Source organism: Dyadobacter sp. CY356, assembly GCF_021440195.1.
GTDB lineage: Bacteria > Bacteroidota > Bacteroidia > Cytophagales > Spirosomataceae > Dyadobacter.
Genome location: NZ_JAJTSZ010000001.1, coordinates 620,128 through 643,558, shown reverse-complemented (window position 1 = coordinate 643,558; position 23,431 = coordinate 620,128). Strand labels below are relative to the sequence as shown.

General features: G+C 39.2%; 21 protein-coding genes. 14 read left to right on the top strand and 7 right to left on the bottom strand.

Going from position 1 to position 23,431, the window contains the following annotated elements:
• Positions 1-10: 10 nt before the first annotated feature.
• Positions 11-3,382: a SusC/RagA family TonB-linked outer membrane protein gene (locus LXL81_RS02775; RefSeq protein ID WP_234645178.1), complete on the bottom strand. Its 3,372-nt coding sequence runs from the start codon at positions 3,380-3,382 to the stop codon at positions 11-13.
• Between the two features lie 440 nt (positions 3,383-3,822).
• Between LXL81_RS02775 and LXL81_RS02770 the strand changes: the two genes are divergently transcribed.
• Positions 3,823-4,299 (top strand): hypothetical protein, encoded by a 477-nt coding sequence (locus LXL81_RS02770; protein ID WP_234645177.1) that lies wholly within the window; start codon positions 3,823-3,825, stop codon positions 4,297-4,299.
• A 7-nt stretch (positions 4,300-4,306) separates the two neighbouring features.
• Here the strand turns inward: LXL81_RS02770 and LXL81_RS02765 are convergent, their stop codons facing one another.
• Together LXL81_RS02765 and LXL81_RS02760 are read right to left on the bottom strand one after the other, a co-directional pair.
• Positions 4,307-4,936 (bottom strand): DUF1080 domain-containing protein, encoded by a 630-nt coding sequence (locus LXL81_RS02765; RefSeq protein WP_234645176.1) that lies wholly within the window; start codon positions 4,934-4,936, stop codon positions 4,307-4,309.
• Between the two features lie 253 nt (positions 4,937-5,189).
• Positions 5,190-5,447: a hypothetical protein gene (locus LXL81_RS02760; protein ID WP_234645175.1), complete on the bottom strand. Its 258-nt coding sequence runs from the start codon at positions 5,445-5,447 to the stop codon at positions 5,190-5,192.
• Between the two features lie 553 nt (positions 5,448-6,000).
• Here LXL81_RS02760 and LXL81_RS02755 point away from each other — a divergent pair.
• Both LXL81_RS02755 and LXL81_RS02750 read left to right on the top strand, forming a co-directional pair.
• Entirely contained in the window at positions 6,001-6,294 is a 294-nt protein-coding gene (locus tag LXL81_RS02755) for a helix-turn-helix transcriptional regulator (protein ID WP_234645174.1), read from the top strand.
• A 25-nt stretch (positions 6,295-6,319) separates the two neighbouring features.
• Positions 6,320-7,420 carry an NADH:flavin oxidoreductase gene (locus LXL81_RS02750; RefSeq protein ID WP_234645173.1) on the top strand — a complete coding sequence of 367 codons (1,101 nt, stop codon included), beginning with the start codon at positions 6,320-6,322 and terminating at the stop codon, positions 7,418-7,420.
• Positions 7,421-7,508: 88 nt separating this feature from the next.
• Here LXL81_RS02750 and LXL81_RS02745 read toward each other — a convergent pair whose 3' ends face one another.
• The gene (locus tag LXL81_RS02745) at positions 7,509-8,441 is read right to left on the bottom strand and encodes a metallophosphoesterase (protein WP_234645172.1); all 933 of its coding nucleotides are present in this window, start codon (positions 8,439-8,441) and stop codon (positions 7,509-7,511) included.
• Between the two features lie 230 nt (positions 8,442-8,671).
• Here LXL81_RS02745 and LXL81_RS02740 point away from each other — a divergent pair, with 230 nt between their 5' ends.
• From LXL81_RS02740 to LXL81_RS02695, 10 genes are all read left to right on the top strand, one after another.
• Complete coding sequence (locus LXL81_RS02740; protein ID WP_234645171.1) at positions 8,672-10,798, top strand: type IA DNA topoisomerase; 2,127 nt, start codon at positions 8,672-8,674, stop codon at positions 10,796-10,798.
• A 320-nt stretch (positions 10,799-11,118) separates the two neighbouring features.
• Positions 11,119-12,093, top strand: a complete 975-nt coding sequence (locus LXL81_RS29130) for an ATP-binding protein (RefSeq protein WP_234645170.1) — start codon at positions 11,119-11,121, stop codon at positions 12,091-12,093.
• A 108-nt stretch (positions 12,094-12,201) separates the two neighbouring features.
• Positions 12,202-12,837: a response regulator transcription factor gene (locus LXL81_RS02730; protein WP_234645169.1), complete on the top strand. Its 636-nt coding sequence runs from the start codon at positions 12,202-12,204 to the stop codon at positions 12,835-12,837.
• A 69-nt stretch (positions 12,838-12,906) separates the two neighbouring features.
• Positions 12,907-13,230: a hypothetical protein gene (locus LXL81_RS02725; RefSeq protein ID WP_234645168.1), complete on the top strand. Its 324-nt coding sequence runs from the start codon at positions 12,907-12,909 to the stop codon at positions 13,228-13,230.
• Positions 13,231-14,409: 1,179 nt separating this feature from the next.
• Positions 14,410-15,387: a hypothetical protein gene (locus LXL81_RS02720; RefSeq protein WP_234645167.1), complete on the top strand. Its 978-nt coding sequence runs from the start codon at positions 14,410-14,412 to the stop codon at positions 15,385-15,387.
• A gap of 3 nt (positions 15,388-15,390) precedes the next feature.
• A complete protein-coding gene (locus LXL81_RS02715; RefSeq protein WP_234645166.1) occupies positions 15,391-15,909 on the top strand; it encodes a hypothetical protein in 519 nt (172 codons plus the stop codon).
• A 58-nt stretch (positions 15,910-15,967) separates the two neighbouring features.
• Positions 15,968-16,450 carry a hypothetical protein gene (locus LXL81_RS02710; protein WP_234645165.1) on the top strand — a complete coding sequence of 161 codons (483 nt, stop codon included), beginning with the start codon at positions 15,968-15,970 and terminating at the stop codon, positions 16,448-16,450.
• Positions 16,451-16,798: 348 nt separating this feature from the next.
• Complete coding sequence (locus LXL81_RS02705) at positions 16,799-17,053, top strand: hypothetical protein (protein WP_234645164.1); 255 nt, start codon at positions 16,799-16,801, stop codon at positions 17,051-17,053.
• Positions 17,010-17,453, top strand: coding sequence for a hypothetical protein (locus tag LXL81_RS02700; RefSeq protein ID WP_234645163.1), 444 nt, complete (start codon positions 17,010-17,012; stop codon positions 17,451-17,453). The genes LXL81_RS02705 and LXL81_RS02700 overlap by 44 nt, the downstream gene beginning before the upstream one ends.
• 191 nt (positions 17,454-17,644) lie before the next feature.
• A complete protein-coding gene (locus LXL81_RS02695) occupies positions 17,645-17,908 on the top strand; it encodes a hypothetical protein (RefSeq protein ID WP_234645162.1) in 264 nt (87 codons plus the stop codon).
• 355 nt (positions 17,909-18,263) lie between these two features.
• Here LXL81_RS02695 and LXL81_RS02690 read toward each other — a convergent pair whose 3' ends face one another.
• The 3 genes from LXL81_RS02690 to LXL81_RS02680 form a co-directional block, all read right to left on the bottom strand.
• On the bottom strand, positions 18,264-18,944 hold the full coding sequence (locus LXL81_RS02690; protein WP_234645161.1) for an NAD-dependent epimerase/dehydratase family protein: 681 nt from the start codon (positions 18,942-18,944) through the stop codon (positions 18,264-18,266).
• 1 nt (position 18,945) lies between these two features.
• Entirely contained in the window at positions 18,946-19,518 is a 573-nt protein-coding gene (locus tag LXL81_RS02685; RefSeq protein WP_234645160.1) for a TetR/AcrR family transcriptional regulator, read from the bottom strand.
• Positions 19,519-19,637: 119 nt separating this feature from the next.
• The gene (locus LXL81_RS02680; protein ID WP_234645159.1) at positions 19,638-22,085 is read right to left on the bottom strand and encodes an outer membrane beta-barrel protein; all 2,448 of its coding nucleotides are present in this window, start codon (positions 22,083-22,085) and stop codon (positions 19,638-19,640) included.
• Positions 22,086-22,330: 245 nt separating this feature from the next.
• On the opposite strand from LXL81_RS02680, the gene LXL81_RS02675 reads away from it, so the two are divergent.
• A complete protein-coding gene (locus LXL81_RS02675; RefSeq protein WP_234645158.1) occupies positions 22,331-23,374 on the top strand; it encodes a sensor histidine kinase in 1,044 nt (347 codons plus the stop codon).
• Positions 23,375-23,431: the final 57 nt, after the last annotated feature.

Sequence of the window (23,431 nt, the reverse complement as noted above, 5' to 3'; positions counted from 1 at the left end):
CGAATCTTTTTTAGAACACAATGTTTAAGTTCACTCCGTAGCGGCGTGTCGTTGGTGTTTGCAGACCAGAAGCAGCTGTTGCCCCGTTAAACTGCTCTACATCAATACCTTTGTATTTATTGTCTTTATAGAAATACAATAGATTACGCCCCAATACAGACACAGAAACTTTATCAATAAAAGTGCCTTGCAGCCAGCTTTTTGGCAGGTTATAGCCAATTACTACTTCACGAAGTTTTGCATACGTTTTGCTCGTCAGCATGCCTTCCTGAATTTGTCCATAATATTGCGTTGCCCAGGTTTGTACCGTACTGGTCGCCGTGTTTTTGGCAAATTTCAGATCTGCATAGTTGGTAATATTTCCAAGGTTATCGTATTTGATAGCCACTTCGTTGGATACCTGCACGCCGTCGCCAACGTATGTTCCTTTGTAATTACTTTTTCCTGCGTTGGTATCATCATCCAATCTTGATTTTCCAATAGCACCTTCAACTGTTGCGATGTTGGCACCACCCTGCATCGTCAGAGAATACAGACGGTTTGAAATAATCCCACCAACGCTTCCGTCAAACTGGAAACTCATGGTCATGTTTTTATATTTAAACCGGTTGTTAATGGACCAGGTATAATCTGCGTTCATGTAACCCAGGAACTGGTTGATAGGGTTTTTCAATGGTTTTCCACCAGCATCATAAACGATTTGTCCGTCCGGCGCTTTTACGAAACCAGTTGAATAAAGCTTATCCGTGCGGTCGCCTTTTTTGAAGAAAGTATTGTAGTTGCTTTGTCCGGGAGGCAGTTCGCTGTAAACTTCTTTGAACGTAGACCAGTTGGCCATCACATCCCAGGAGAAATCTTCATTTTTGATCGGTGTACCGCTTAACGAAATTTCAACACCATTTTTCTTCGTTTTCAGCGCATTGATATAATAGGAAGCATAACCTGTGGAAGGAGAAATGGCGTTGGCCAGAATTCTCGGTCCGTCGATATATTGGAAAACCGTTGCGCTCAATCCCAAACGGTTGGCAAGGAAACGCATATCAATACCTTCTTCAAAAGTTTTTCTGTTGAAAGTTTTGATGTTCGGGTCATAAATACTTCCCGAAGAATTGGCTGCCGTTACGTTATTATAAGGTTTGCTGGTTGAATAAACAGCCTGCAAAGAATAATCAGGACCTCCGTATGGGCTCAAATAATTATTACCATATTGAGAAAATGCAGTGGTCAAAGTTCCGGCTGTTGATCCGTTCAATGTTGTATATACATTAAAAGGTGTGGCACCAATCTGTGTCGCGGTTGCATCTCCATGAACGGTTGCAAACGATCCCCGCACTTTCAGAAAGGAAATAATTTCAGGAATTTTCACATAATCCGAGATCACAGAAGCTCCCGAAACGCTTGGATAGAAATATACATTGCTGCCATTTGGCAAAGCAGACGACTTGTCTACCCGGCCAGTGGCTGAAATCGTTGCATATTTTCCAATCGATGCATCCAAAGAAGCGTAAGAACTGATTACACGCATTTTTGAATTGAAATTGTTCGTCATCAACTGGTTCAGACTATTGTTGAAGTTGTAGACATTTGGAATAACCAGATAATCCGTCGACGTAAAGTTGGAGTTGTAATTAAAGTTACGAAGACTACCTCCTACCAAACCTGAAAGATTGATCAGATGGCCGATGTTATAATTGTAATTGACCTGAACATCGGTATTATTTTCAAACATATTACGTCTGTCTTCACGGTAATCACCTTGTCCCAAAGTGCGGGAATATGTGAAAGCTCCCCATGGCATTTTTTCAGAACGGAACAAAGAATAAGTCGTGATCTGTGAACGGCCGGTAACGTTCAAATGTTCGTCGAGCTTATAGTTCAGCGACATATATCCGTTAATATCCGTTTTGTCATGACCACGTTTCCAGTCTTCCACCATCATCCACGGGTTGTTATAATGTACGTGTTCCGGGAAAACGATCTTTACGTTTTTCTGGCCTGGCTGCCATTTTCCACGGATATCCGGCGCATCCACGTTCCATTCATCACCTGTCCAAACCGATAAGTTGTAGATCAAACTGTTTGGCCCATATGTCACATCCGGTACATTGTCAGAATATGTTTTGTTAAAATTGACATTCGCATTAAACGTCAATCGTTTGCTTAACTGATAAGAAGCCGTTGTATTAAAATTCAATACACGAACGCCGGTATTAGGTACAATTCCTTTCTGATTGGAATGTGACAAAGAAAAACGCAGTGCGTATTTGTCTCCCGAAGCAGATAAGTTGATATTGTTCGTTGTTTGAAATCCGGCGCGCAGGAAACGGTCAAGATTACTTTTTCCATCCACATATCCACGGTTTACATAAGGCTCCGGTTTGATATGGCCTTTGTAAGTCAAATCTCCAAAAGTGGTTGTGTAAGTCTGGTCAGGCGTGTAAGCTCCGTCATACTGCGGTATCAACTGCCCTCTGAACTTCGGCCCCCAAAGCTGATACTGAGCATCTTGCAAACCACCTCCAAAACCATCAGCAAAAGCATATTGCCCATACATACCACCACCATATTCGTGCTGCGTATGCGGAACGGCAATAAAACCTTTATCAACTGAATTGGTTGAATTAAATTCAACTGTAAATCCTCTCTTTTTTCCAGCCTTTTTTGTGGTGATTAAAATCGCACCGTACTGCGCGCGGCTACCATATAACGCAGCAGCGGCAGGTCCTTTCAAAACTGTGTAAGTTTCAATATCATCAGGACTGATATTCCATGTATCCGAGCTGATCGGCACACCATCAACCACATAAAGAGAAATCTGATTTCCTCTTAATAATAAAGATGGTGAACCAAGTAATTCCGGGTTCATGGCAACAGAAAGCCCCGCTACTTTACCCGTCAGACCTGTGATCGGGTTTGAATCTCTGGCTTTTACCAGATCTTCCCCTTTCACTTCCTGCACCGCATAACCTATACGTTTCACTTCTTTTTTGACACCCAAAGCTGTTACCACAACCTCTTCCAGATTTGCAGAAGATGGCGCAAGTTTTACATCCAGTTTGTTGTCAGCGGCCGGACGTATCTGAAAGCCATTTACAACTTGTTTTTCATAACCGATATAACTAAATGTCAGATCGTAAGTAGTTCCTTCGTGAAGATTGTTAAAAATAAAATTTCCGTCGATGTCGGAAGTAGTACCACGCGTTTCTGCGTTGGCTGATTCTTTCAGGATAATGGAAACACCGATAAGCGGTTGTCCTTTTTCATCCTGAACACTGCCTTTTATCTGAGACGACTGGGCAAATGCTGAAAATGAAGATAAAAGCGCCAAAGCACCGATCCACCATTTGAGCTGAGATGTAAATTTGTGTAAGGTTTTTTTCATAAAACGTTTTAATAAAATGTTAGGCAATACTTTTCCGGCCCACATTTTGCGGGACAAAAATTATTATTTCAGATTTAGGTGAGTAGTGCCCGGGTTTACCGGACATGGCTTTATTGAATGGTGTCTTGCTAACGAAAGGAGGATTTTACTTTTTCACTGCCAGATTAATTTGAGGAATAATCAATTTGTAACCATGTTTAACACGGTGCAAATGTACATGTTTGAACATGTGCCAAATGTTAAAAAAGAGCAGGAAATATTAAGAAATTGTTAGCTAAAAATATCAGCAAAACGGCTTGAAATAGTATCCTCAATACCAGAAAAAAAAGATCCGGCTTATAGAAAAATCGTTGTTTGGATTAAATAAGCCTCGCTATACCAAGTATTTCGGAATTTTTATTTTATCTATGTGCAACCGATTATCCAAAACCAATTTTTATATGCTTACCAGGAAAATATTTGCGGCCCTTTCTTTTTTCTCCCTTTTTGTCATAAACATTGGCTGTAACAATGCAGCTGGTGACTCAAAAGAAGCTTCCGAAATATTGGTTGGTGGTGAAAAGTGGATTATCAAAGAAATCGATGCAAATGATGCGCCCGTTTTTAAAGATGGGAAACTTGTTCAGCAATTTGGCGGACCGAGTTTTGAGCGGTATATGGAAAATGTGAAGTTTACTAAAGACGGTACTTTTACAGGTTATTTCAAAGGAGAAACAAAACCGATGACTTTGAAGTGGAAAACGAATGATACAAATATCACCGTATTTTCTGCCGATACTAACGCGGCAAAAGGCGGAGAATGGACAATTGATCCAAAGGACGTTTTTAAAGATTCTTTTAGTATGAAAACGCAGAGTACGGCTTACAACTATCCGCAGATGACAAGGGTTGAATTAAAATTTGGAAAAGCGAAATAACAGTGAATTATAATTCCTGAATAAACAGATCTTTATAGGCAACCTGCGCTTTTCCGCCGCCATGGATTTGCAAACCAATAAGTCCGCTTTGTGGAATGGATTGATCTGTTTCGGTATAATCTACGGTTTGCGTGCCGTTTAACAAAATCCGGATGCGGCGGTTTTCACATTTCACTTCATACTCGTTCCACTCGCCACGTTTCAGTATTTTTTTTATCAGCACGGAATCCGGAGCGATCAGCGTTTTATTCCTGCGCGATTCATCATATAAACTCGCCCAGTATCCTTCACCCAGATCGGCCTGATATCCAACCATTTCATAATCCGGCTTTTCAGCACGTTTGCTTCTGAACTGCACACCCGTATTAATGAACCCTTCGGAACCTGAAAGTTTAAATTTTACTTTGAGATCAAAATCGGCGTAAGTCTTTTTTGTACAAAGAAAAAAGTTGTGGGGAACCGTTTCTGTTAAAGATCCGCCAACGATCGTCCCGTTTTCTATACGCCAGGTTTTAACCGTATCGCCTTCCCATCCGTCAAAATTTTTACCATTGAAAAGATTTTTCTGTTTTGCTTCGGGAGCAATAATGAATGCAGAAAAAAACAAAAAGGAGAATGGAAGAAAATATCGGATCATAATTCAGTCTTTTGTCGGTCAGCTTATAAAAGCATTAACAATAACGTGTTATACCGTTTTGAAACTGAAAATTTAAAAATCCATTTCGTTGTAAATCTGGGTAGCCTACCTCAAAAACGCTACCATTAATCATCTGAAAGCCGAAATCCGACTGCCGAAGTACCCTTTAAACCAAAAAAAAGGAAGACTTACATATCCTCCTTTTTCTCCCAACTAAAATTATCAGCCTTCCCTCCGAAGGCCGTACTCACAATTACTTTTTTGAATCGCTTTTCAATTTAAGCTCAACAATATTTGCTTTTTGCGGTGCAGTGTAGTTCTCATTTTTAGTAACTGTTGCTTTTTGTGGAGCAGGAGTTTCCAAAGTAGGAACAGATTCTGGTAAAGCTTTACCAATTGCTGTAACAGTTGCTTTATCTTCGTTAACTACGATATTTGAAGTTGCATTAGCATAAGTTGTGATGGTTATTGCAATCATTGCAGCAGCCAAGATATTTTTTGTATTTTTCATTGTTGTATTGTTTAAAGTTGTTTTTCTTTTGTGTCTCTTAAATCATGCACAAATATAATACAATATTCTGAAACAATACGTTCATAGCATATTATAACAAAATTAAATTCTGTCACACACATTAAATCATCGTTAAAATGAAAAGTATTAGAGAAATTAATAATTGCACTTATCCAATAATTTTAACCAGAAATGAGCTTGTCTAGATGAAATGTTTGTAGCATTTTCTTCTGCATTCTGTTTTAATAGTTACAGCTTCAATTTCGTTGCTTACAATAACCACTGATCATTGCACCTTTGACCTGTAAATCAGAATATTCTATGGAATCAATTGTCAAAAGAATTTATGGATGAAAAAAATTAAAATTATTTTTAAAAAATTTTAAAAATAATTTTCAAGCACCCTTTTTTATCTGATTAGCATTGAAATGCACTCATTTCAAAACGTTCGAAAACAAGAACTGGATTTATCAACAATCTATAAATCGAAATACTTTAATAAATATTGATTAACTTATTGGGATATCGGGATTTTCCGATATACCTTTGCACTATGGATCAGGTAGAAATATTCAAAGCACTTTCAAACAAGTCCAGACTGGAAATCCTTAACTGGCTTAAAAACCCTGAACTGCATTTTCAGGCTGAGCATCGGAACGATGCGGGTGTTTGTGTGGGCATTATTCAGGAAAAGTCGGGATTGACACAATCAACGATTTCCGAATACTTAACCATATTAAAACGCGCTGGTTTGATAGAAGCCACCCGGGTGGGACAATGGACTTTTTACAAAAGAAATGAAGAAGCTTTTGCTGCTTTGAGCAAATTAATCGGATCCGAAATATAATTTATTTCAAGAAAATCGAAAAAATATGAGTGCAGAACAACTTTTCAAGCCATTTAGCTTGAAGTCTTTAAACATCAAAAACCGCATTGTGATGGCTCCAATGACGCGTTCCTTTTCGCCAAACGGTATACCTACTGCTGATGTGGCTTCCTATTATCAAAGAAGAGCAGCTGGACAGGTTGGTCTGATCTTGTCTGAGGGAACCGTAATTGACCGCCCCTCCTCTTCCAACGATGCAAATATTCCTCATTTTTATGGTGAAGAATCTTTGGCAGGCTGGAAATCAGTCATTGATAGTGTACATGCAGAAGGTGGCAGCATGGGCCCGCAAATCTGGCACATGGGTGTAATGCCAAACCATCATTCCGGCTGGACGCCTTCGGTTCCTTTTGAAGGACCTTCGGAATATAACAATCCGAACCTAAAAAATGGACGGGCCATGACCGAGGCGGATATTACCGAAAGCATTCTGGCTTACGGTCGCGCGGCGGCTGATGCAAAAAGACTTGGTTTTGACTGCGTAGAAATTCACGGCGCTCATGGTTATCTGATCGACCAGTTTTTCTGGGACGCTACCAACACAAGAACCGATCAATATGGCGGAAAGACTTTGGCAGAACGTAACCGTTTTGGCGTGGAAGTGGTTAAGGAAGTGAGAAAACAAGTGGGAGAAGATTTTACAATCATCCTGCGCCTTTCGCAATGGAAACCGACACATTACGATTACAAACTGGCAAAAACACCGGAAGAAATGGAATCCTGGCTGCTTCCCCTTTCAGAAGCAGGCGTAGATATTTTCCATTGTTCACAACGCCGTTTCTGGGAACCTGAGTTTGAAAGCTCGGATCTTAACTTCGCTGGCTGGGCGAAAAAAATTACAGGAAAAGCTACAATTACTGTGGGTTCAGTGGGACTGAATGGTGAATTTTTGGCTGCTTTTGCCGGTGAAAGTTCTCAACCAAGTTCGCTGGATGAATTGCTTCGCCGCTTCGACAGAGGCGATTTTGATCTTGTAGGTGTTGGCCGCCCTCTTTTGGCTGATCCGCACTGGGTTGAAAAAATCAAAGAAGACAGAAATCAGGAACTGGTAGGTTTTTCAAAAGAAGCACTTGGTGTTTTATTGTAATCCTGTTTAGATATATTTAAAATCCCGGCTCCCAAAGGCCGGGATTTTTTTGTGCTGGTCGCATTATTGAAATCGGTATTAATTTCAATCAACTCCAACGATAGGTATGATAGGTATTTGTAAAAGATCCGTCTGAAAACAGATCGATCACTGCATAACCAGCCCTGGTTTCCTGTGTTTTTCCAAACCAGTAATCTCCGCAAACCGCTCCGTTGCAGCAATAGGTTACGCCATTATATACAACCTGATCCAGTAAATGGATATGTCCGCTGATAGCCAGTTTGATATTTTTATGTTTATGAAATAATTTAACCAAAGCAGCACAATCGGTATGCATCCAGCTTCCTGGTACGTGCCAGCTCCCTTCTTTTACATTTTCCCCATCTAAAAAAACACAGGCCGACAGTATTGGAATATGGGAAAGAACCAGAATTGGAGTTTTATCAGCAGTTTTTTTCAAATCTTTTTCGAGCCAGTCCATTTGTTCCTCACCCAGCATAGCCGTATAAGGAGAACCATCCGGTTTTAGCTGAACACTATCCAAAACAATAAAATGCCAGCCATTCTGGTCGAAACTATAATACGATTTTCCAAGTTGTAGCTGATCCATAGCCCTGCTTTTTCCACCTTCAAAAGCAGCAACAGAATGATCTTTTGACCAGATATCATGATTTCCTACGCAACTGAAAACCGGTAACGAATTTTCATCCTGAATTACTTTTTGATAAAGTGCCCATTCCTTATCCGATTTATCCCGTGTTACATGACGCGAACCCATCACAACATCGCCCCCGTTAAAAATCAGATCCGGTTTTATTTCCAGATCTTGAAGCTGGTGCAAACATTTAGCTAAACCATGCGCCGCCAGAATATGCGGCTGAATGTGAATATCGGTAAGGTGTGCAACGCGTAATGCGCGCTTTGGTGAAGTAGTAACAAGCGATTCTCCTTTTGACAATACAGGCAAAGAAAATCCTCCTGCCAGTAAACCTATGTTTTTCAATAAACTTCTGCGCTGCATACCATTCCGGATTGGTTGTCCAAAAATCGCGAACTATTATTTCCCTTAGATTTTGTTATGGTTAAGGTATTGTTATTAAATCAATTACCAGGATTGCAAGGCTCCCGTCGTTATCTAATCAATAATATTTCCCAAAAAATCCCGACCTTTATATCCAGAAATTTATCAACGACAAAAATCAGAATTCCGCAGATTACCGGTTTTTCAATAAGGAAATCTGACCTCATCCTATGAAAGTTTGCATTGCTGAAAAGCCAAGTGTAGCGAAAGATATTGCCGAAGTACTCGGAGCGAAGCAGCGAAAAGATGGTTATTGGGAAGGCAACGGCTACCAGGTAACCTGGACGTTCGGACATTTTTGTACCTTAAAAGAACCGCACGACTACCACGAACGCTGGAAATCATGGCGTCTGGAAGATCTTCCTATGATTCCTTCCAGTTTTGGTATTAAACTGATCGACAATCCCGGCGCGCTTAAACAGTTTGGGGTGATTGAGTATCTGGTCAAAAATTGTGAGGAAGTGATTAACTGCGGTGATGCTGGCCAGGAAGGTGAGTTGATCCAGCGCTGGGTTTTGCTGAAAGCCAAATGCGCTGTGCCCGTAAAACGCCTGTGGATTTCTTCACTAACAGAACAGGCGATCCGGGAAGGTTTTGAAAAACTGAAAGAAAGCGATCAATATAACAATTTATATGCTGCCGGAAGCGCAAGAGCCATTGGCGACTGGCTGCTTGGCATGAATGCAACCCGGCTTTTTACAAAAAAATTTGGTCAGGGGAAAGTCGTTTTGTCAATTGGAAGAGTTCAAACACCGACTTTGGCAGTAATTGTTCAGCGTCAAAAAGAGATCAATGCATTTGTGCCTGAGGAATATTGGGAGTTAAAAACAATATACCGCGAAACGGAATTTACCGCAACCATTGACCGGATCAAAAAATTTGAAAAGGCAGAAAAAGGACTGATTTATCTTGGCGAGCATCCTTTTGAAATTACATCTTTTGAAAGAAAAGAGGGAAAAGAAGGAAATCCGCGCTTATTTGACTTGACTTCCTTACAAGTTGAGGGAAACAAAAAATACGGTTACTCGGCTGAGGATACTTTAAAATTTATCCAGAATCTTTACGAGAAAAAATTCGTCACCTACCCAAGAGTTGATACCACCTATCTTTCCGAAGATCTGCACCCAAAAGTCGCAGGGATTTTGCAGGATTTAAAACCTTATGCAAACCTGACGGCGGTACTTTTGGAAAAACCGATCCCTAAATCAAAAACCGTTTTTGATGATAAAAAGGTAACGGATCACCATGCCATTATCCCAACCGGCGTATTCCCAAATAATATCAGTCAGGACGAAAAGCGGATTTATGATTTGATCGCCAGAAGGTTTATTGCTGTCTTTTATCCTGAATGTAAAGTGGCCAATACCACCGTGTTGGGGAAAGTCGGGCAGGTAGAATTTAAGGCAACCGGTAAACAAATTCTCGAACCGGGCTGGCGGGAAGTATATGCCAATGACGCCTCAGCCAGAAAAGAAGCCGCCGATGAAGAAAGGATTATGCCTGATTTTATTGTCGGTGAAAGTGGTCCGCATGAACCGCGTATACACCATGGAAAAACTTCTCCGCCAAAAGCGTTTACCGAAGCGACTTTGCTGCGTGCCATGGAAACTGCCGGAAAACAGGTGGAAGATGAGGAAATGCGTGAGATATTGAAAGACAACGGAATTGGCCGCCCATCCACACGTGCCAACATTATTGAAACGCTTTTCAAAAGAAAGTATATTGAAAAGAAAAAGAAAAATCTTTTCGCGACACAAACCGGCATTGATCTGATTGATACCATTCAAAATGAGCTTTTGAAAAGCGCAGAACTGACGGGAAACTGGGAAAGAAAACTGCGTTTGATAGAAAAAGGCGAATATTCGATGGAAACTTTCAAACAGGAACTGATCCAGATGGTGGTGGATCTTACGAAGGAAGTTTTATCTAACCGTGGCGGTATGATCAGTATTGCCCAGGATGTTCCTGTGGTGGTTGAAAAAGAAGAAAAAGTTAAACGCGAACCCAAACCGAAAGAGTCAAAAGAAGATATTTCAATTGAAACGCTGACTTGTCCGAAATGTAAGCAACACTTGTTAAAAAAAGGAAAAACAGCCTATGGATGCAGCAATTTCCAGGCTTGCGGTTTTAAAATTCCCTTTGAACTAATGAGTAAAAAATTAACCGACAAGCATGTTTTTGATCTGTTGAGCAAAGGAAAAACAGCGAAAATTAAAGGTTTGCTTATTCCTGGAAGTGAAACGCCTATTGATGCCAGACTTGTCATGAACGGTGATTTCAACATCGGTGTTGAATAATATTTTATATTGAAAAAATATTATTTTTCGGATTATTACTTTTCACGTAATTAATTCAAAACACCTCCTATCTTATGTTTTAAAGGTTTCAGAAAATGAAATATTCTTTAAAGGATTAATCACTATCGGGTACTTAATTATTCCACAAAAAACTAAATACCGATAACTAAATCACTGTTGGTTAACTGATTAAAACAAACTACTTTGGATGTCACACACTAATCCAAAGAACAGTGTACCCTTCATGCTACATATTTATCGTATTGTTTTTGCAGACCTGTGCTGTGTGTACTGCACAAGTGCGACTTGAAAAAATATTAGTGAATGGAAAGGAAATTTCATTCACTAAGCAACCTATTTCCCTGACGGCGGGTGCGCATGATCTGATCCTCGAATTTGCTTCTGAAAAAAAAGATTCCGTTTCTTATCTGTATAGAATGAAGGGACTTGAAACAGCCTGGATAAATTCGCGATATCCGGTGGCGCGTTATCAGGACTTAACCGGGGGCTCCTATACATTTGAGATTAAAAGTCTGTTACACGACAAACAGATTTCCTATTCCAAAATTGAAATTGTAAAGAAAAAAGCCTTTTGGAACGAAGTCTGGTTCATTCCAGCCATTTTATTGTACGCGCTGGTCGTCATTGGCGTCGGGATTTATCTGTTTCTTCTATATGATTTCCGGCAGAAACTCAGGATGCAAAGTGTCAGGAACCAGATTGCTGCGGATCTGCATGATGAAGTTGGATCTAATCTTAACAGTATTGCCATTTTCGTCGAGATTTTACGAAAAAACGCACCTGCCAATATGCTGCCGATCCTTGAAAAAATTATTGAAAATTCAACAGAATCGGTCACGCTCATGCAGGATACCGTCTGGACGATCAACCCCAAAAACGACAACATTTACAAACTTTTCGACCGGATGAATTCCTTTGCTTCCCAGCTTCTGGCAGGGAAGGATATTGCTTTTGACTTTGCAGTAAATGCGGACCTTAAAAAAGTAAATTTCACCATGGATCAGCGCAAAAATGTATACCTGATCTATAAGGAGGCCATCAACAACATTGTCAAACATGCAGAAGCAACGAAAGTAAACGTAACGATTGACTGGCAGAAAGATACGCTGGAAATACTGATTGAAGACAATGGAAAGGGTTTCGATACTTCGACGAAATTCGAAGGAAACGGATTACACAACTTTAAGGAAAGAGCTCTGGAGTCCGACATTAACCTGATTGTTGAATCAGAAAAAGAAAAAGGGACCCGGATTAAAATGTCGGTCGAGCCCTGAATGAGGAGTTGGACATCCATAATATTGTTGATTTTTCAGATCAGAAAAACCCGCGACTTTTGATGCATAGAAAGCGTGTACATTTAAATACCTCCCTGAGGTTTAAACATGATCCGAGTTGTGCTGTTTGAGGATAATAAGAATCTCAGGGAAAGCCTTGCGCTATACCTCTCCGGGACGGAAGGGATCTGGTTTTCAGGCGCGTTTCCTAATGCAAAAGAAGCATGGCCATTGATCAAAAAGCACAAACCTGATGTGGTGCTGATGGACATTCAGATGCCCCAACGCTCCGGTATCGAGGCTATGACCGAAATAAAGAAAAATTCACCTCAGACAAAAGTATTAATCCAAACCGTTTTTGAAGATGAAGACAAAGTTTTTCAGGCCATTTGCAGCGGCGCCTCCGGTTACCTGATCAAAAGTCCGGACCCGGAAATTTATGTGCAGGCAATCCGGGAAGTTTATTCCGGCGGATCACATCTGAGCCCGTCCATAGCCCGCCGCGTGCTGGAAATGTTCCAGCACCAGTTTGTTAAAAGCGAACACACCTATGTAGAACTTACCCAGCGCGAAAAAGAGATTTTGAGCTGTATGGTAAAAGGCCTGAGCTATAAAATGATCGCAGACACCTGCGGCATTGCATTCAGCACGGTAGCAACACACGTGAATCACATTTACGAAAAACTACACGTCAATTCCGCGCCGGAAGCTGTTGTGAAGGCGCTGGAGTGGCGGTTGGTTTAGACGACGCAAAACAGACTGTATACTGATTTACCAAACTATTTTTTCCAAAAAAATTAAATACTTCAACTCATGCCTACAAATCTTGTTTTAGATACCACCCCTTACCGGAAAATTCCTGTTTTAGAATTGACCATTGAAGATCTAAACTTATTACTAACTTATCTTAGAGATGGTTATCCATTAGGTGAAGATATTATACCCATTGAATCCGTAGCATTCTTTATTACCAAATTTGGTAAACAAAAACTTATTCTTGACTTAAAAATAAAGGACAAACATCCGGCTCAATATCTTGGAAGGCACATCATGGTACCTCTTCCTTTTCCACCTGTTATTCCTGTTGAAGGTGTTGGATTCCCGTCTGGAGGTAGATTTGAATTGAGCCATGATTAAAAATATAGCAATAGGGCTGGCTTGGGCAATGTTAGTAATTTCCATTGTTCCAGCCCTTATGTCTTTATTTAGAAAAAGAACTCCCTGGCATTCTGCATACGGGACATTGTCTATCTTTTTGTTCAATAGAGCAATTTTAAACCTTCTTTCCGCATTTTTATATTATTATCAACCCAATACAATTCAACTTAGTGTATTCTTCTATTTGAACGAATGTATTTTTTTAATGCTATATTTTATTAAACAAACTAGTAATTCGAAAACACTTTTCAGGGTTTTCTTTATCGTCTTAATGATTAGCATTTCTGCCTCAATTTTCATTGGCAAACTTCAAGATTTTAATTACTTGGCTACTTTTTTAAGCTGTGTCTTCACAATTGTCTGTCTCCTTTTCTCGCGGGAATTATTTTTAAAGTATAGACCAAAAATCCTTAATAAAGATCCGGATTTCTATTTTGTTACAGCAATCATTCTAATGAATTTACCTTCAATTATCATTGACATCCTCGGTAGTTTATGGCAGGATTATATGAAGTCTTTTCCTTACGCTACATTACTAGCCAGAAATTTAATGAGTGTGCTTACTAGCTTTTTTTTTACAACAGGTTTCTATCTTCTTTCATCATTACATAGCAGGCTTAGGAAATAGCATTGCTTATTTTACAATTTCAAGCAATAGGAATCTTTACCTTATTATTGTCTTCCAGATTATTGTCTTCCAGTTAATCTCCTTCTCCCTCCCCAAAATTGTCTATTTCCCTTCTCCCATCTTCTCCCGAAATTTGATCTGTTAAATCAACAGATTCAATCAGACAAAAAAGCTTACAACCTCTGACTAAATCCGTATTCCTGACGGCTGGCTCTCCTATGCCTTTTCAATCTTCCTTTTCCTTTTCACTACACTTTCAAAATCTCAAAACAATGAAAACGGCAACCCAATATTTCCATGCCCATAAGTTTATCATAGCAGCCAATTCATGTTACCAAACCAGTGCCAAAATCGATTAGGATGAGTCAATCGTTCATTCTTTTCAGGTGTTTTTCATGCCTGAAAATGCGAAATGTTACGGTATAGCATCCATAAAATTATTGATTTTTTCAATCCTCGATTCTCCTCAATTTTGACATATAAATTATTGACCAACAGTACATTTTATTCATTATTAAACAAACGTAAAAATGAAAAAGCTATCCAGATTATTCGTCCCGTTTCTTTTCGTCTTGCTGATTTCTTCCTGCAATAAGGACAGTGAAGATGTTGTAGCAATTGACAACACAACAGACTACCAAAAAGCCATCAATGCCAAATTTATCGCCATGGGTTGGGACAAAGATGGTCATGTTCCTTTGAATGGATCAACCGCGTCGGCAACTACCGCAAAAAAGGGATACGTCCAATATTACACTTTTGGAAATGAAAAAACGGCCATTTTTTATTTCGAAGGAAAGGGTGCATTTGTGATGAATTCAGCAGAGTTAAAAACCTACGAGGCAGCAAACCAGGACAAGTACGCTATTATCACTTCGGATCCCAAATCATGCGGAACAGGTTGCGGCTACAACGACATGATTACGGTGGCGGATAATGCAGAAGGTATCATTTTGCTGGATTTTATCGTTTCAGGTGAATTTTACAAAAAATACAAAGCACTCAACCGTTGGGATGGTGCATTGGGCATTCCCGCAGGAAATCAATACAACTGGACGACCAAGGAGTTTGTTCAAACCTATAAAAGTCAAAAATTCTCAAAAGCAAGCCTTACGGTAGGCATAACTTATCCTACCAATGAAGGGCCGGTTGCTATTGACCAACAGTTTTACAGCATCTGGGAGGAGACTATGAAAAACGCTGGTGCACGTTTTTTCGCCGACTGGCCATTGGGAAGTACACAAGTTTCGCCAACCGGTAAACGATATCAGCGTTTTAGATGGTTCACTATGTATCAAGGCCAAAACCCGGCTAATACTTCCATTTTCCTGAATGGCATTTATGACAACTACTTTAAAACTGTCGGATATGAAAATAGCAGTTATGGCCCTGCCGTATCAGGATGGCCTACCTGGGTAGAAGCCGGAAAATACTACCAGCAAAATTATGCAAATGGCAAATGGATTAAATGCTACATAGACACTCAAAAGTATGATTTCAGTGGATAGATCATGAAAGAGCTTAAAATATTCATTGTTATATTGTTCCTGAATAACGTTCTTACATTCCCATGCTTAGCTCAAAATCAATATCATTCTGATGTTATTCAGGGCTACGAATTACAGATCTCCAACATCACTTTCGACTCAACAACAGGTGATGTATATAGTATTCCGTTACGCAATTATGGCTTACTAAAATCGAATTATTCTGTGATCGTTTCCGCCACTTTAAAAGATGATTCGATTGAATATCGTATTCCTGGTTTAATAACAAACCATGATCGATTTAGTCTCCTTCATAAAAACGGCAAAAATGGAAATGGTGATACCGTAAAGATCATTCGAAGAACAGGAAACTCCCCTGTTGTTTTTGCCAAAATGAACGTGATTGCTTTTCGAGGATCAAATGGCCGTGGCATCTTACGTCATGACAAAGCCTTTACTAAATTTCTGGTAAACAAATATTTCAAATCGAGTCCACCACCACTGAGTTTGTCTGCTTCTCATTATGTTACAAACAAGCCTTGAATGAGGCTTTCTATGCATCCTCAAATTGAATAGAAACACTTTTTAAACATAAAAACAAATGAAAAATTTAACAAGCCTTCAAATCGCCGAGGAAGAATACTTCATTGGCACATCACTTGGAATACTGGCCCAGTATATTCCCGATCAAAAACTAGCAATGCAAATCAGTAAATACGGATCACAAATGGCGTTCAAAGTTGCCTCGTTGATTAGTGAACCAGGTGATGAAAAATGTCCTCCTACTCCACTTGAAAAATTTCTTGACTGGCTTAAAAAACATGGTGGGCACATGCCAATTCCAGAAAGCTGGCTCAGAGGCCACATTTATGAGATAAGTGCAAAACCGCTTCCACCTAAAAGCGATCTACATTTTAAATCATCAGATTTACTATACTATTTAAATAATCTGTATAAAATTTCTACAAATCTAAAAACCCAGGAAACTATACAACACCTGGCAAATATTTCTGCTGAAAGCTTTCAGAATGAAATAGACATTTGTGGCACGCCTTGGAGAAAAGGTCCGGTTGGGCCTAGATAAATTTAACGGATTTAACTTTCTAGTACCCCGAATATTAAAAAAGTCAGTGATTGCCTAACAGAATAGGAGTACTTCGTTATGGGTGAAATAGTTTTAAAAAGAAATTCCTTCAACCAGCGTATAAACAATATGCATTACAATGCTGTCTGAAAATTGCAAAATCAGTTTTGCATTGTTTCAGCAGCATTGTTTCATTTTAAAAAATATTCCCAATTGTTGTTTCCCTTCTGATTAAATACTTCGACAAAACTTGCGAACGGCAACCATAAGCTGTCACCTTGAATATCGGCTTCCAGGTTCGAATTGAACCATCTTGTACAATTATCAACAATTTAAACAAATACAACAATGGAAAAGAAAGCAGAAAACCAGTTTTTAGTATCGTTGGATGGTTTGCATCTGAGCGAAGACCAGAAAAAAAGGATCAACTCAGGAATTCAGGAGGTTGTAATGAAAGAGCTGGCGCATATGGACGCGCTGAAAGAATACGGAGTAGGAAAGAAAAAGGGGCCGTTCGATTTTGGTGGACTTAACCCTTTTATCTGGGGAATCTGGTGGGATGACGCAAGAAACCGGATTATCCAGATTGGAAATGTATTCTGACAAGTCACCCGAAAAATCGCTGGATTGCCCAAGTTATGTCGCCAAACCGGGAGCTGATTTATTTGGCATGATAAGTGAAAACGGAAAAGTAACTTATCTGAATGAGGCGATCAGGATCGACAAAACCTTTGTTGAGGAAACTCAAAAAGGCAGACCTGCCGAAGAGCGTTTTCGATTTTCAGGCAAATGCATTCAACATGGCTGTCACCAGTGGGAAGATGGGAAATGCGGATTAATACAAAAAGTCATTCAGCTCCACCAAAATCCGCCAAGTGCATTCATACAACATTGTGCCATCCGACATACCTGCCGTTGGTATGCCCAGGAAAAAGAATTGGCTTGTGCGAATTGTTCAGAAGTTTTCAGAAATAGTGAAATGGTGTTTTTACAATCTTTATAATCTGTTTTTGTCAGAAGAATGTTAAGAATCCACCATCCTTTCGTTCTTCTGACAAATTAAAATATTTATATTTTTCTGTCCGTTCAATAACTTTTTTAAATTTTTGCAATTTCCTTTACAACCTTTTGCGATCATTATCACTCTTTGTATTAGATTTGCATCAGTTTACAACGGTAAATTAAATCTTAGCTATGAAATCAGTATTTACATCCATCATTGCCATATGCCTTTTTGCACTTTGTCTGTTTGAAAAAGAGGCAAAACAACAAGCCATCGAAGCACAAAAACTTAAAGAAAAATCTACTGAAAGCCAGGTAGTTAATAATCATAAGGTACTACTTCCTGCTTACGCAAGTTTACAAAAAAACAGTTTTCTACAAAGTCAGTTTCAACTTGCGCAGTTTGTTACATCTGACTCTCTTAGCAGCGCGGATCACACTTCCGAATCTCTGTAAAATATATATCCGCTTCATCCAATCTACAAAAAAAGCTAAATCTGCTTATAGATTTAGCAATTTTTGTATTTTTTTTGATTTCATATTCTGTTTTTTCACTTTTTCGAAGTTTCCAGCCGTCAATTTTGGATTCACCTGCATAAAATCCAAACTTCGTCTGGTCATTAACCAGGCCACTACTTCCAATTTATTAAAAATTCCTGTTTTTACTTCACTTTTGCCAATTCAAGAGTTGGCTGATCCGTTATCATAAAACATTGGATCGGCAAATAAAAAACCTGTTGGTGACATCTAAAAGTCCTAAAAACAAAACAAAATTAAGGTATTCAAAAATAAACGATTTTACCCCCGTTTGTTAAGCTTTTCCAAACGCGATAATATCTTTTCCTTCCAGGATCTTCTTATCATAACCTTTCAATACTGAATTAATCATCGCCAAACCTAATTCTTTCATTGTACAAAAGCCGGATGGATAAATAGCACGCCCGATCGGAAATAACCAGCCAATGTAATTGTAGAATTTGTGGGTGTATTTTAATCCTTTTGTGGGTTTAATAAATCCAGGACGAAAAGCATAATTTGCCTTAAAAGGCAGTTTTGCGAGATCATTCTCCGTTTTTCCCTTAATTCTTGCCCAGGCCAGCCGGCCATTTTCGGTGCTGTCCGTTCCGCCACCTGAAATATATCCGAAAGTCATGTCGGGATTTAATTTGCTCAACGTTTCAGCAACATGCGTCGTCAGTTTATACGTCATTCTGTAATACACGTCTTCGCTAATCCCGACGGAGCTCACTCCCAAGCAAAAGAAACAGGCATTATATCCGGTAAGCTGACTTTCTATGGATGAAAAATCGAAAAAATCCTGATGTATAATTTCCCTGATCTTCGGATGTGCTATTCCGCTTGGTTTTCTGTTGATAACCAAAACAGATTCCACCTGCGGGTGAAGTAAGCATTCGTGTAATACGCCTTCACCAACCATTCCGGTGATGCCTGTTACAATTGCTCTTATGGTTTTCCCATTCGTTGTTTCCATATCAGGATTTAATGTTAGTGATCATTTGCCAAAGCAAAACAAATGTTTCATCGATGACTTCTTTCTGTTTCGATACTGGTAAATCGTTGTTAACCAGATACTGATGCACACCGTAAAGCTGGCTTGCCAACAATGTCCCGATCAGGTTAACGGGCAGTGCTTTAAATATTCTACTTTCCACACCCTCCCCTAAAAGAGCGGCATGCATACGTGTTTGTTTTTCTAAATCTTCTGCCGAAACTTTTGCCAGATGAGGAGAAAAATGAAATTGCTGTATAAAATAAAACTCATCCCGATGAACCAACGCCCATTGAATTGACTCTTCATAAACGGTCTTCATTCTTATCTCCAGTGGAGTTTGATCATCCAATTTTGAAAGCATATGGCCATTCAGTTCTTCTTTAATCCTGATATATAACTTTACAATCAGCTCTTCCTTTGTTTTAAAATAATGAAACAGAGTGCCGTTTGCCACGCCTGCTTCTTTGGCAATTTTACTGGTTGGCGTGCCATGAAACCCGAATTCTACAAAGAGCTTCAATGCCGCTGCTAATAATTCCTTTTCCTTATCCATTTATAAGACTGACTGATCACTCTATAAAAATAGAGAAATAAAACCTGCTTACAAAATGTTAATGAAATCATTTGCAGGCAGGTTGGCAATAGAGTTACAACACGCAACTAATCAACAACTTAATTGCTCACACGCTCTTTTTCATCATCTGTTCCGTTATTGTTATACCTGCGTTTTCTGGCAAAGGTATCTTTTCCAAAACGATAGGTTATTGCAAATCCAATGCGTTGTGTGTCTGTTCGTGTAGTTTGAAAAAAATCGGATTGTTTCAAACTGACTGATCTGTTATGATAAACCCAGGAATGAAAAATATCTTCGGCAGAAATACGAATACTGCCTTTTCCATTCCAGATCTTTTTTTGAACCGACGCATTAACCCGGTACATTCCGCTTGTGATTGCCTGGCCAAGAAGATCTCCACTTGCATAATAACCGCCTAATTCCCCATTCCAGTTTTTACTGAAAGTCAAATAATTATTAAACTCAAATCGTAATAAATTCAATTTTATATCCAGATTTTCAGTATAAACCCTCCCTTGCGTTGTAATACGTGACAGCCGCAGCGTCGTGTTCATATACCACCATTTCGTGGGCGAAACGGAAACCGTAGTGTTTAACAGCATCATATAACCCCTGGCAATATTTTCGGGTTTGCTGGTAAAAATGCTATCAACAGCCTGGGTCGTCTGGAATATAAGATCCGTAAAACGGTTGTAACTTAACCCCATGTTCAGGAATTGTTTATGCTGATATTTCAGCTCGATCCGATCCTGATATTGAGGCGTAAGCCGGGGATTTCCAGAACTGTAAGTATACTGGTCTTTGTAAAAAACAAAAGGATTAAGTAGTTGATAATTAGGTCGATTGATTCTTCTGACAGCCATTAATCCAAACGTATTTGTGCCTTTGTCATCCAGCTTGTAGTTCAAAAAAATGCTCGGGAATAGTACAGTATAATTTTTCGTAAAAGTCATTTCCTCAACCACTTCATTCCCAAGTTGTCGGCCACGTGCATGCGTATTTTCAACTCTTACACCCAGCTGTACGCCAAATTGTTTCCATGTTTTTTGACCATTCAGATAAGCGGCGTTCACATTTTCCCTATACTTGAAATGATTGGATCTGCCATTATCAATCATTTGAAAATTCCCGTTGACATCATAATAATCAAATACAAAATCATTGTCCACAATGCTTGATTTGAAACCACCTTCAATTTTCGCATTGTTTTTGAAAGGATGCACATAATCCGCTTTGGCAGTATAAATGTTTATATCTGATGGGATCTGATATAAAAAATCGGATTTGCTATTCTGTAAACCATCAGGCAGGAACGTGGTGTTTTGTAAAATCTGATTCGCGTTTGTTTTGTATTTCAAATAGTTAACATCAAAAGAAAACTCACGACCTGTTGTATTAAGTTTATGTAGCAAATTCAGATTAATTCCTGTGTTTGTTCTCTTATCCATACTTTCAGTATTTCCGGAGCCTTTGCCACTCAGCGCGTTAACCGCGTTGTAATTTGTACTGTTGTAATCAAAATCCCCGTCTCGCGTACCTCCGTTAAGATTTACATTTATACCAAAAGTAGTTTTCGCAGTTGCGGCGAAATCCATCCCGAAATTCGCATTCAGCAAATTGTTTTTATTGACCTGATTATTCACCAGATTCACTGTCGAAGTGAGCTGATTTGCGGAATCAAAAAAACGACGGTCATATCGATCCAGACTATAATTCTTTTCAAATCCATAACCCAGATTGGCAAATACATTCACTTTTTTGTAATTATAATTCAGATTCAGCGCATTGTTACTCCGCACGTATCTGCCTATACTGATCCCGGCCGAAATATTTCCTGTAAAACCTCCCACCCTGTTTTTTTTCAAACGGATATTAATAATCGCATTTCCGGAAGCATCATATTTTGCAGACGGATTATCCATAAGTTCAATTTTATCAAGCATACCGCCTGGTAAAGATTTCAGATAGGCGGCTAAATCCGGACCCGACATGTAGGTGCTCCGCCCATCAATCAACACCAGTACACCACTTCTCCCGTTCAGACTAATATCCCCATTACTATTCACCGAAACACCAGGCGTTTTTTCCAGAACTTCCAGTGTGTTGCTCGTTGCACTGCTGATCATGGCTTCTACATTAATCGTTGTTTTATCAATTTCCTGCACCATCAGCGGCTTTTTTGCCTTGACAGTCACCTCATTTAATTCAACACTTTTGGCGGGGAGCAGAATAATGACAGGCAGTAAAATATTACTATGCGAACTATCAATCGTCAGCGGAATGCTCGTAAATGGCTTTTGAGCAACAGCCGTTATTGAGAGCAGATAAATGTTATTTTCCAGATTTATAAAATGAAATTTTCCGTTGGCGTCCGTAATTTCTCCCTGAACCATAATCGAATCAGCGGCTTTTAATAACCGTACCGTTGTGCCGGGGAGCACTTCATTTTTGGTATCTTTAATTGTCCCGGAAATGGTTTTGCCGGTTTGCGCCAGCGCAAAATTTGTCAAAAAAAGAATAAGGAGTAATGTGTTAATTGTTTTCATGGCCAAGTGATTTGTGTTTTTCAATCGTGATAAGCAAATATTGAATACACCACTTGCCAGATGAAATAATTGTGTTGTAACTTCCCAAATCACTGACAGAATATGATTTTGACGTGACAAAGTATTTTGACCATTCAGATTAACTTTCTGTCATTGATTCCCGGCGTTTCACCAGATTTATTTACCGGATTTAATTATTGATTACAGTTTTGCAACAAGTTTTAAACTGAGGCAAATACACAAATATGAAAAATTCAAAAGTCAATAATGACAAAGAGCTGGTTCGGAACATTGCCTATTTTGTGCTTTCCGCGATTGTTTCTGTCCCGCTCTTTCTGGCCATAGATGCCTTTATTAATGCGATGCATATGAATGAAGATGAGGCGATTGCAGCAGCGGCAACCGGCTGTTTTCTGGTGGGCGTTTTTCTGGGCCGGTATTGTGCAGAAATATTGATGACAGAAATCAAAAAAGTCTCAAACTGGCATTTGATCGCAATTTTTATACTGATCGTTACGAATATCGTCTGGATTTTTTATCACGCAGATTACCCATTTGCGGATCATCCCGCGCTAAATCTGCTTATGTACTGGATTCCGTTTATTGCAGTAAGTGTATTAACGGGAATTCTGATAAAATTTATTCGATTCATGACCCAGAATGAATTGAAAGAAGCGCAGACTTCTGCGGCCAATAGTCAAAGTGAATTGCATCTTTTACAGTCGCAGTTAAGTCCTCATTTTCTGTTTAATACACTGAACAATTTGTATGGTCTGTCTATTACCCAGCACGAAAAAATACCACCTCTGTTGCTTCGTTTGTCAGATTTGTTACGCTATTCGGTATATGAATCAAACCAGAGTTTTGTGCCTTTAAAAGAAGAGCTGGCCTATATTGACAATTATATTGAATTTGAAAAAATTCGTATTGGCGACAGGTTGATATTAAAAGGTGATATAGAAAAAATTGATAATACTAACATCAGAATCGCTCCGATGCTTCTGATTGTTTTTATTGAAAATGCCTTCAAACATTCGAAAAACACTGCGGAAGAGAATATCTTTATTGAGATTTCCTTAAAGACATGGAGTAATTATATTCTGTTTTCCATTAAAAATTCTCACAATAAAAACGCAGTCGAGGAGGTATCAACAATCAATAAAAACAGCGGATTTGGACTGGTTAATGTCAGAAAAAGACTCCAGCTTTTATACCCAAACGAAGCCGAACTTAATATTGAAGAAGATGAAAGAACGTATAACGTCAACCTGCGTTTAAAAATGAAATAACCCAACTAGTACGCTTTACTTAAAAAGTAATCGCCAGAACCTAACAGCTAAAAGCCG

Bases quoted from the DNA above. Each gene is read 5' to 3' on its own strand.
- LXL81_RS02775 (WP_234645178.1), bottom strand. From the start codon at position 3,382: ATGAAAAAAACCTTACACAAATTTACATCTCAGCTCAAATGGTGGATC.
- LXL81_RS02770 (WP_234645177.1), top strand. From the start codon at position 3,823: ATGCTTACCAGGAAAATATTTGCGGCCCTTTCTTTTTTCTCCCTTTTT.
- LXL81_RS02765 (WP_234645176.1), bottom strand. From the start codon at position 4,936: ATGATCCGATATTTTCTTCCATTCTCCTTTTTGTTTTTTTCTGCATTC.
- LXL81_RS02760 (WP_234645175.1), bottom strand. From the start codon at position 5,447: ATGAAAAATACAAAAAATATCTTGGCTGCTGCAATGATTGCAATAACC.
- LXL81_RS02755 (WP_234645174.1), top strand. From the start codon at position 6,001: ATGGATCAGGTAGAAATATTCAAAGCACTTTCAAACAAGTCCAGACTG.
- LXL81_RS02750 (WP_234645173.1), top strand. From the start codon at position 6,320: ATGAGTGCAGAACAACTTTTCAAGCCATTTAGCTTGAAGTCTTTAAAC.
- LXL81_RS02745 (WP_234645172.1), bottom strand. From the start codon at position 8,441: ATGCAGCGCAGAAGTTTATTGAAAAACATAGGTTTACTGGCAGGAGGA.
- LXL81_RS02740 (WP_234645171.1), top strand. From the start codon at position 8,672: ATGAAAGTTTGCATTGCTGAAAAGCCAAGTGTAGCGAAAGATATTGCC.
- LXL81_RS02730 (WP_234645169.1), top strand. From the start codon at position 12,202: ATGATCCGAGTTGTGCTGTTTGAGGATAATAAGAATCTCAGGGAAAGC.
- LXL81_RS02725 (WP_234645168.1), top strand. From the start codon at position 12,907: ATGCCTACAAATCTTGTTTTAGATACCACCCCTTACCGGAAAATTCCT.
- LXL81_RS02720 (WP_234645167.1), top strand. From the start codon at position 14,410: ATGAAAAAGCTATCCAGATTATTCGTCCCGTTTCTTTTCGTCTTGCTG.
- LXL81_RS02715 (WP_234645166.1), top strand. From the start codon at position 15,391: ATGAAAGAGCTTAAAATATTCATTGTTATATTGTTCCTGAATAACGTT.
- LXL81_RS02710 (WP_234645165.1), top strand. From the start codon at position 15,968: ATGAAAAATTTAACAAGCCTTCAAATCGCCGAGGAAGAATACTTCATT.
- LXL81_RS02705 (WP_234645164.1), top strand. From the start codon at position 16,799: ATGGAAAAGAAAGCAGAAAACCAGTTTTTAGTATCGTTGGATGGTTTG.
- LXL81_RS02700 (WP_234645163.1), top strand. From the start codon at position 17,010: ATGACGCAAGAAACCGGATTATCCAGATTGGAAATGTATTCTGACAAG.
- LXL81_RS02695 (WP_234645162.1), top strand. From the start codon at position 17,645: ATGAAATCAGTATTTACATCCATCATTGCCATATGCCTTTTTGCACTT.
- LXL81_RS02690 (WP_234645161.1), bottom strand. From the start codon at position 18,944: ATGGAAACAACGAATGGGAAAACCATAAGAGCAATTGTAACAGGCATC.
- LXL81_RS02685 (WP_234645160.1), bottom strand. From the start codon at position 19,518: ATGGATAAGGAAAAGGAATTATTAGCAGCGGCATTGAAGCTCTTTGTA.
- LXL81_RS02680 (WP_234645159.1), bottom strand. From the start codon at position 22,085: ATGAAAACAATTAACACATTACTCCTTATTCTTTTTTTGACAAATTTT.
- LXL81_RS02675 (WP_234645158.1), top strand. From the start codon at position 22,331: ATGAAAAATTCAAAAGTCAATAATGACAAAGAGCTGGTTCGGAACATT.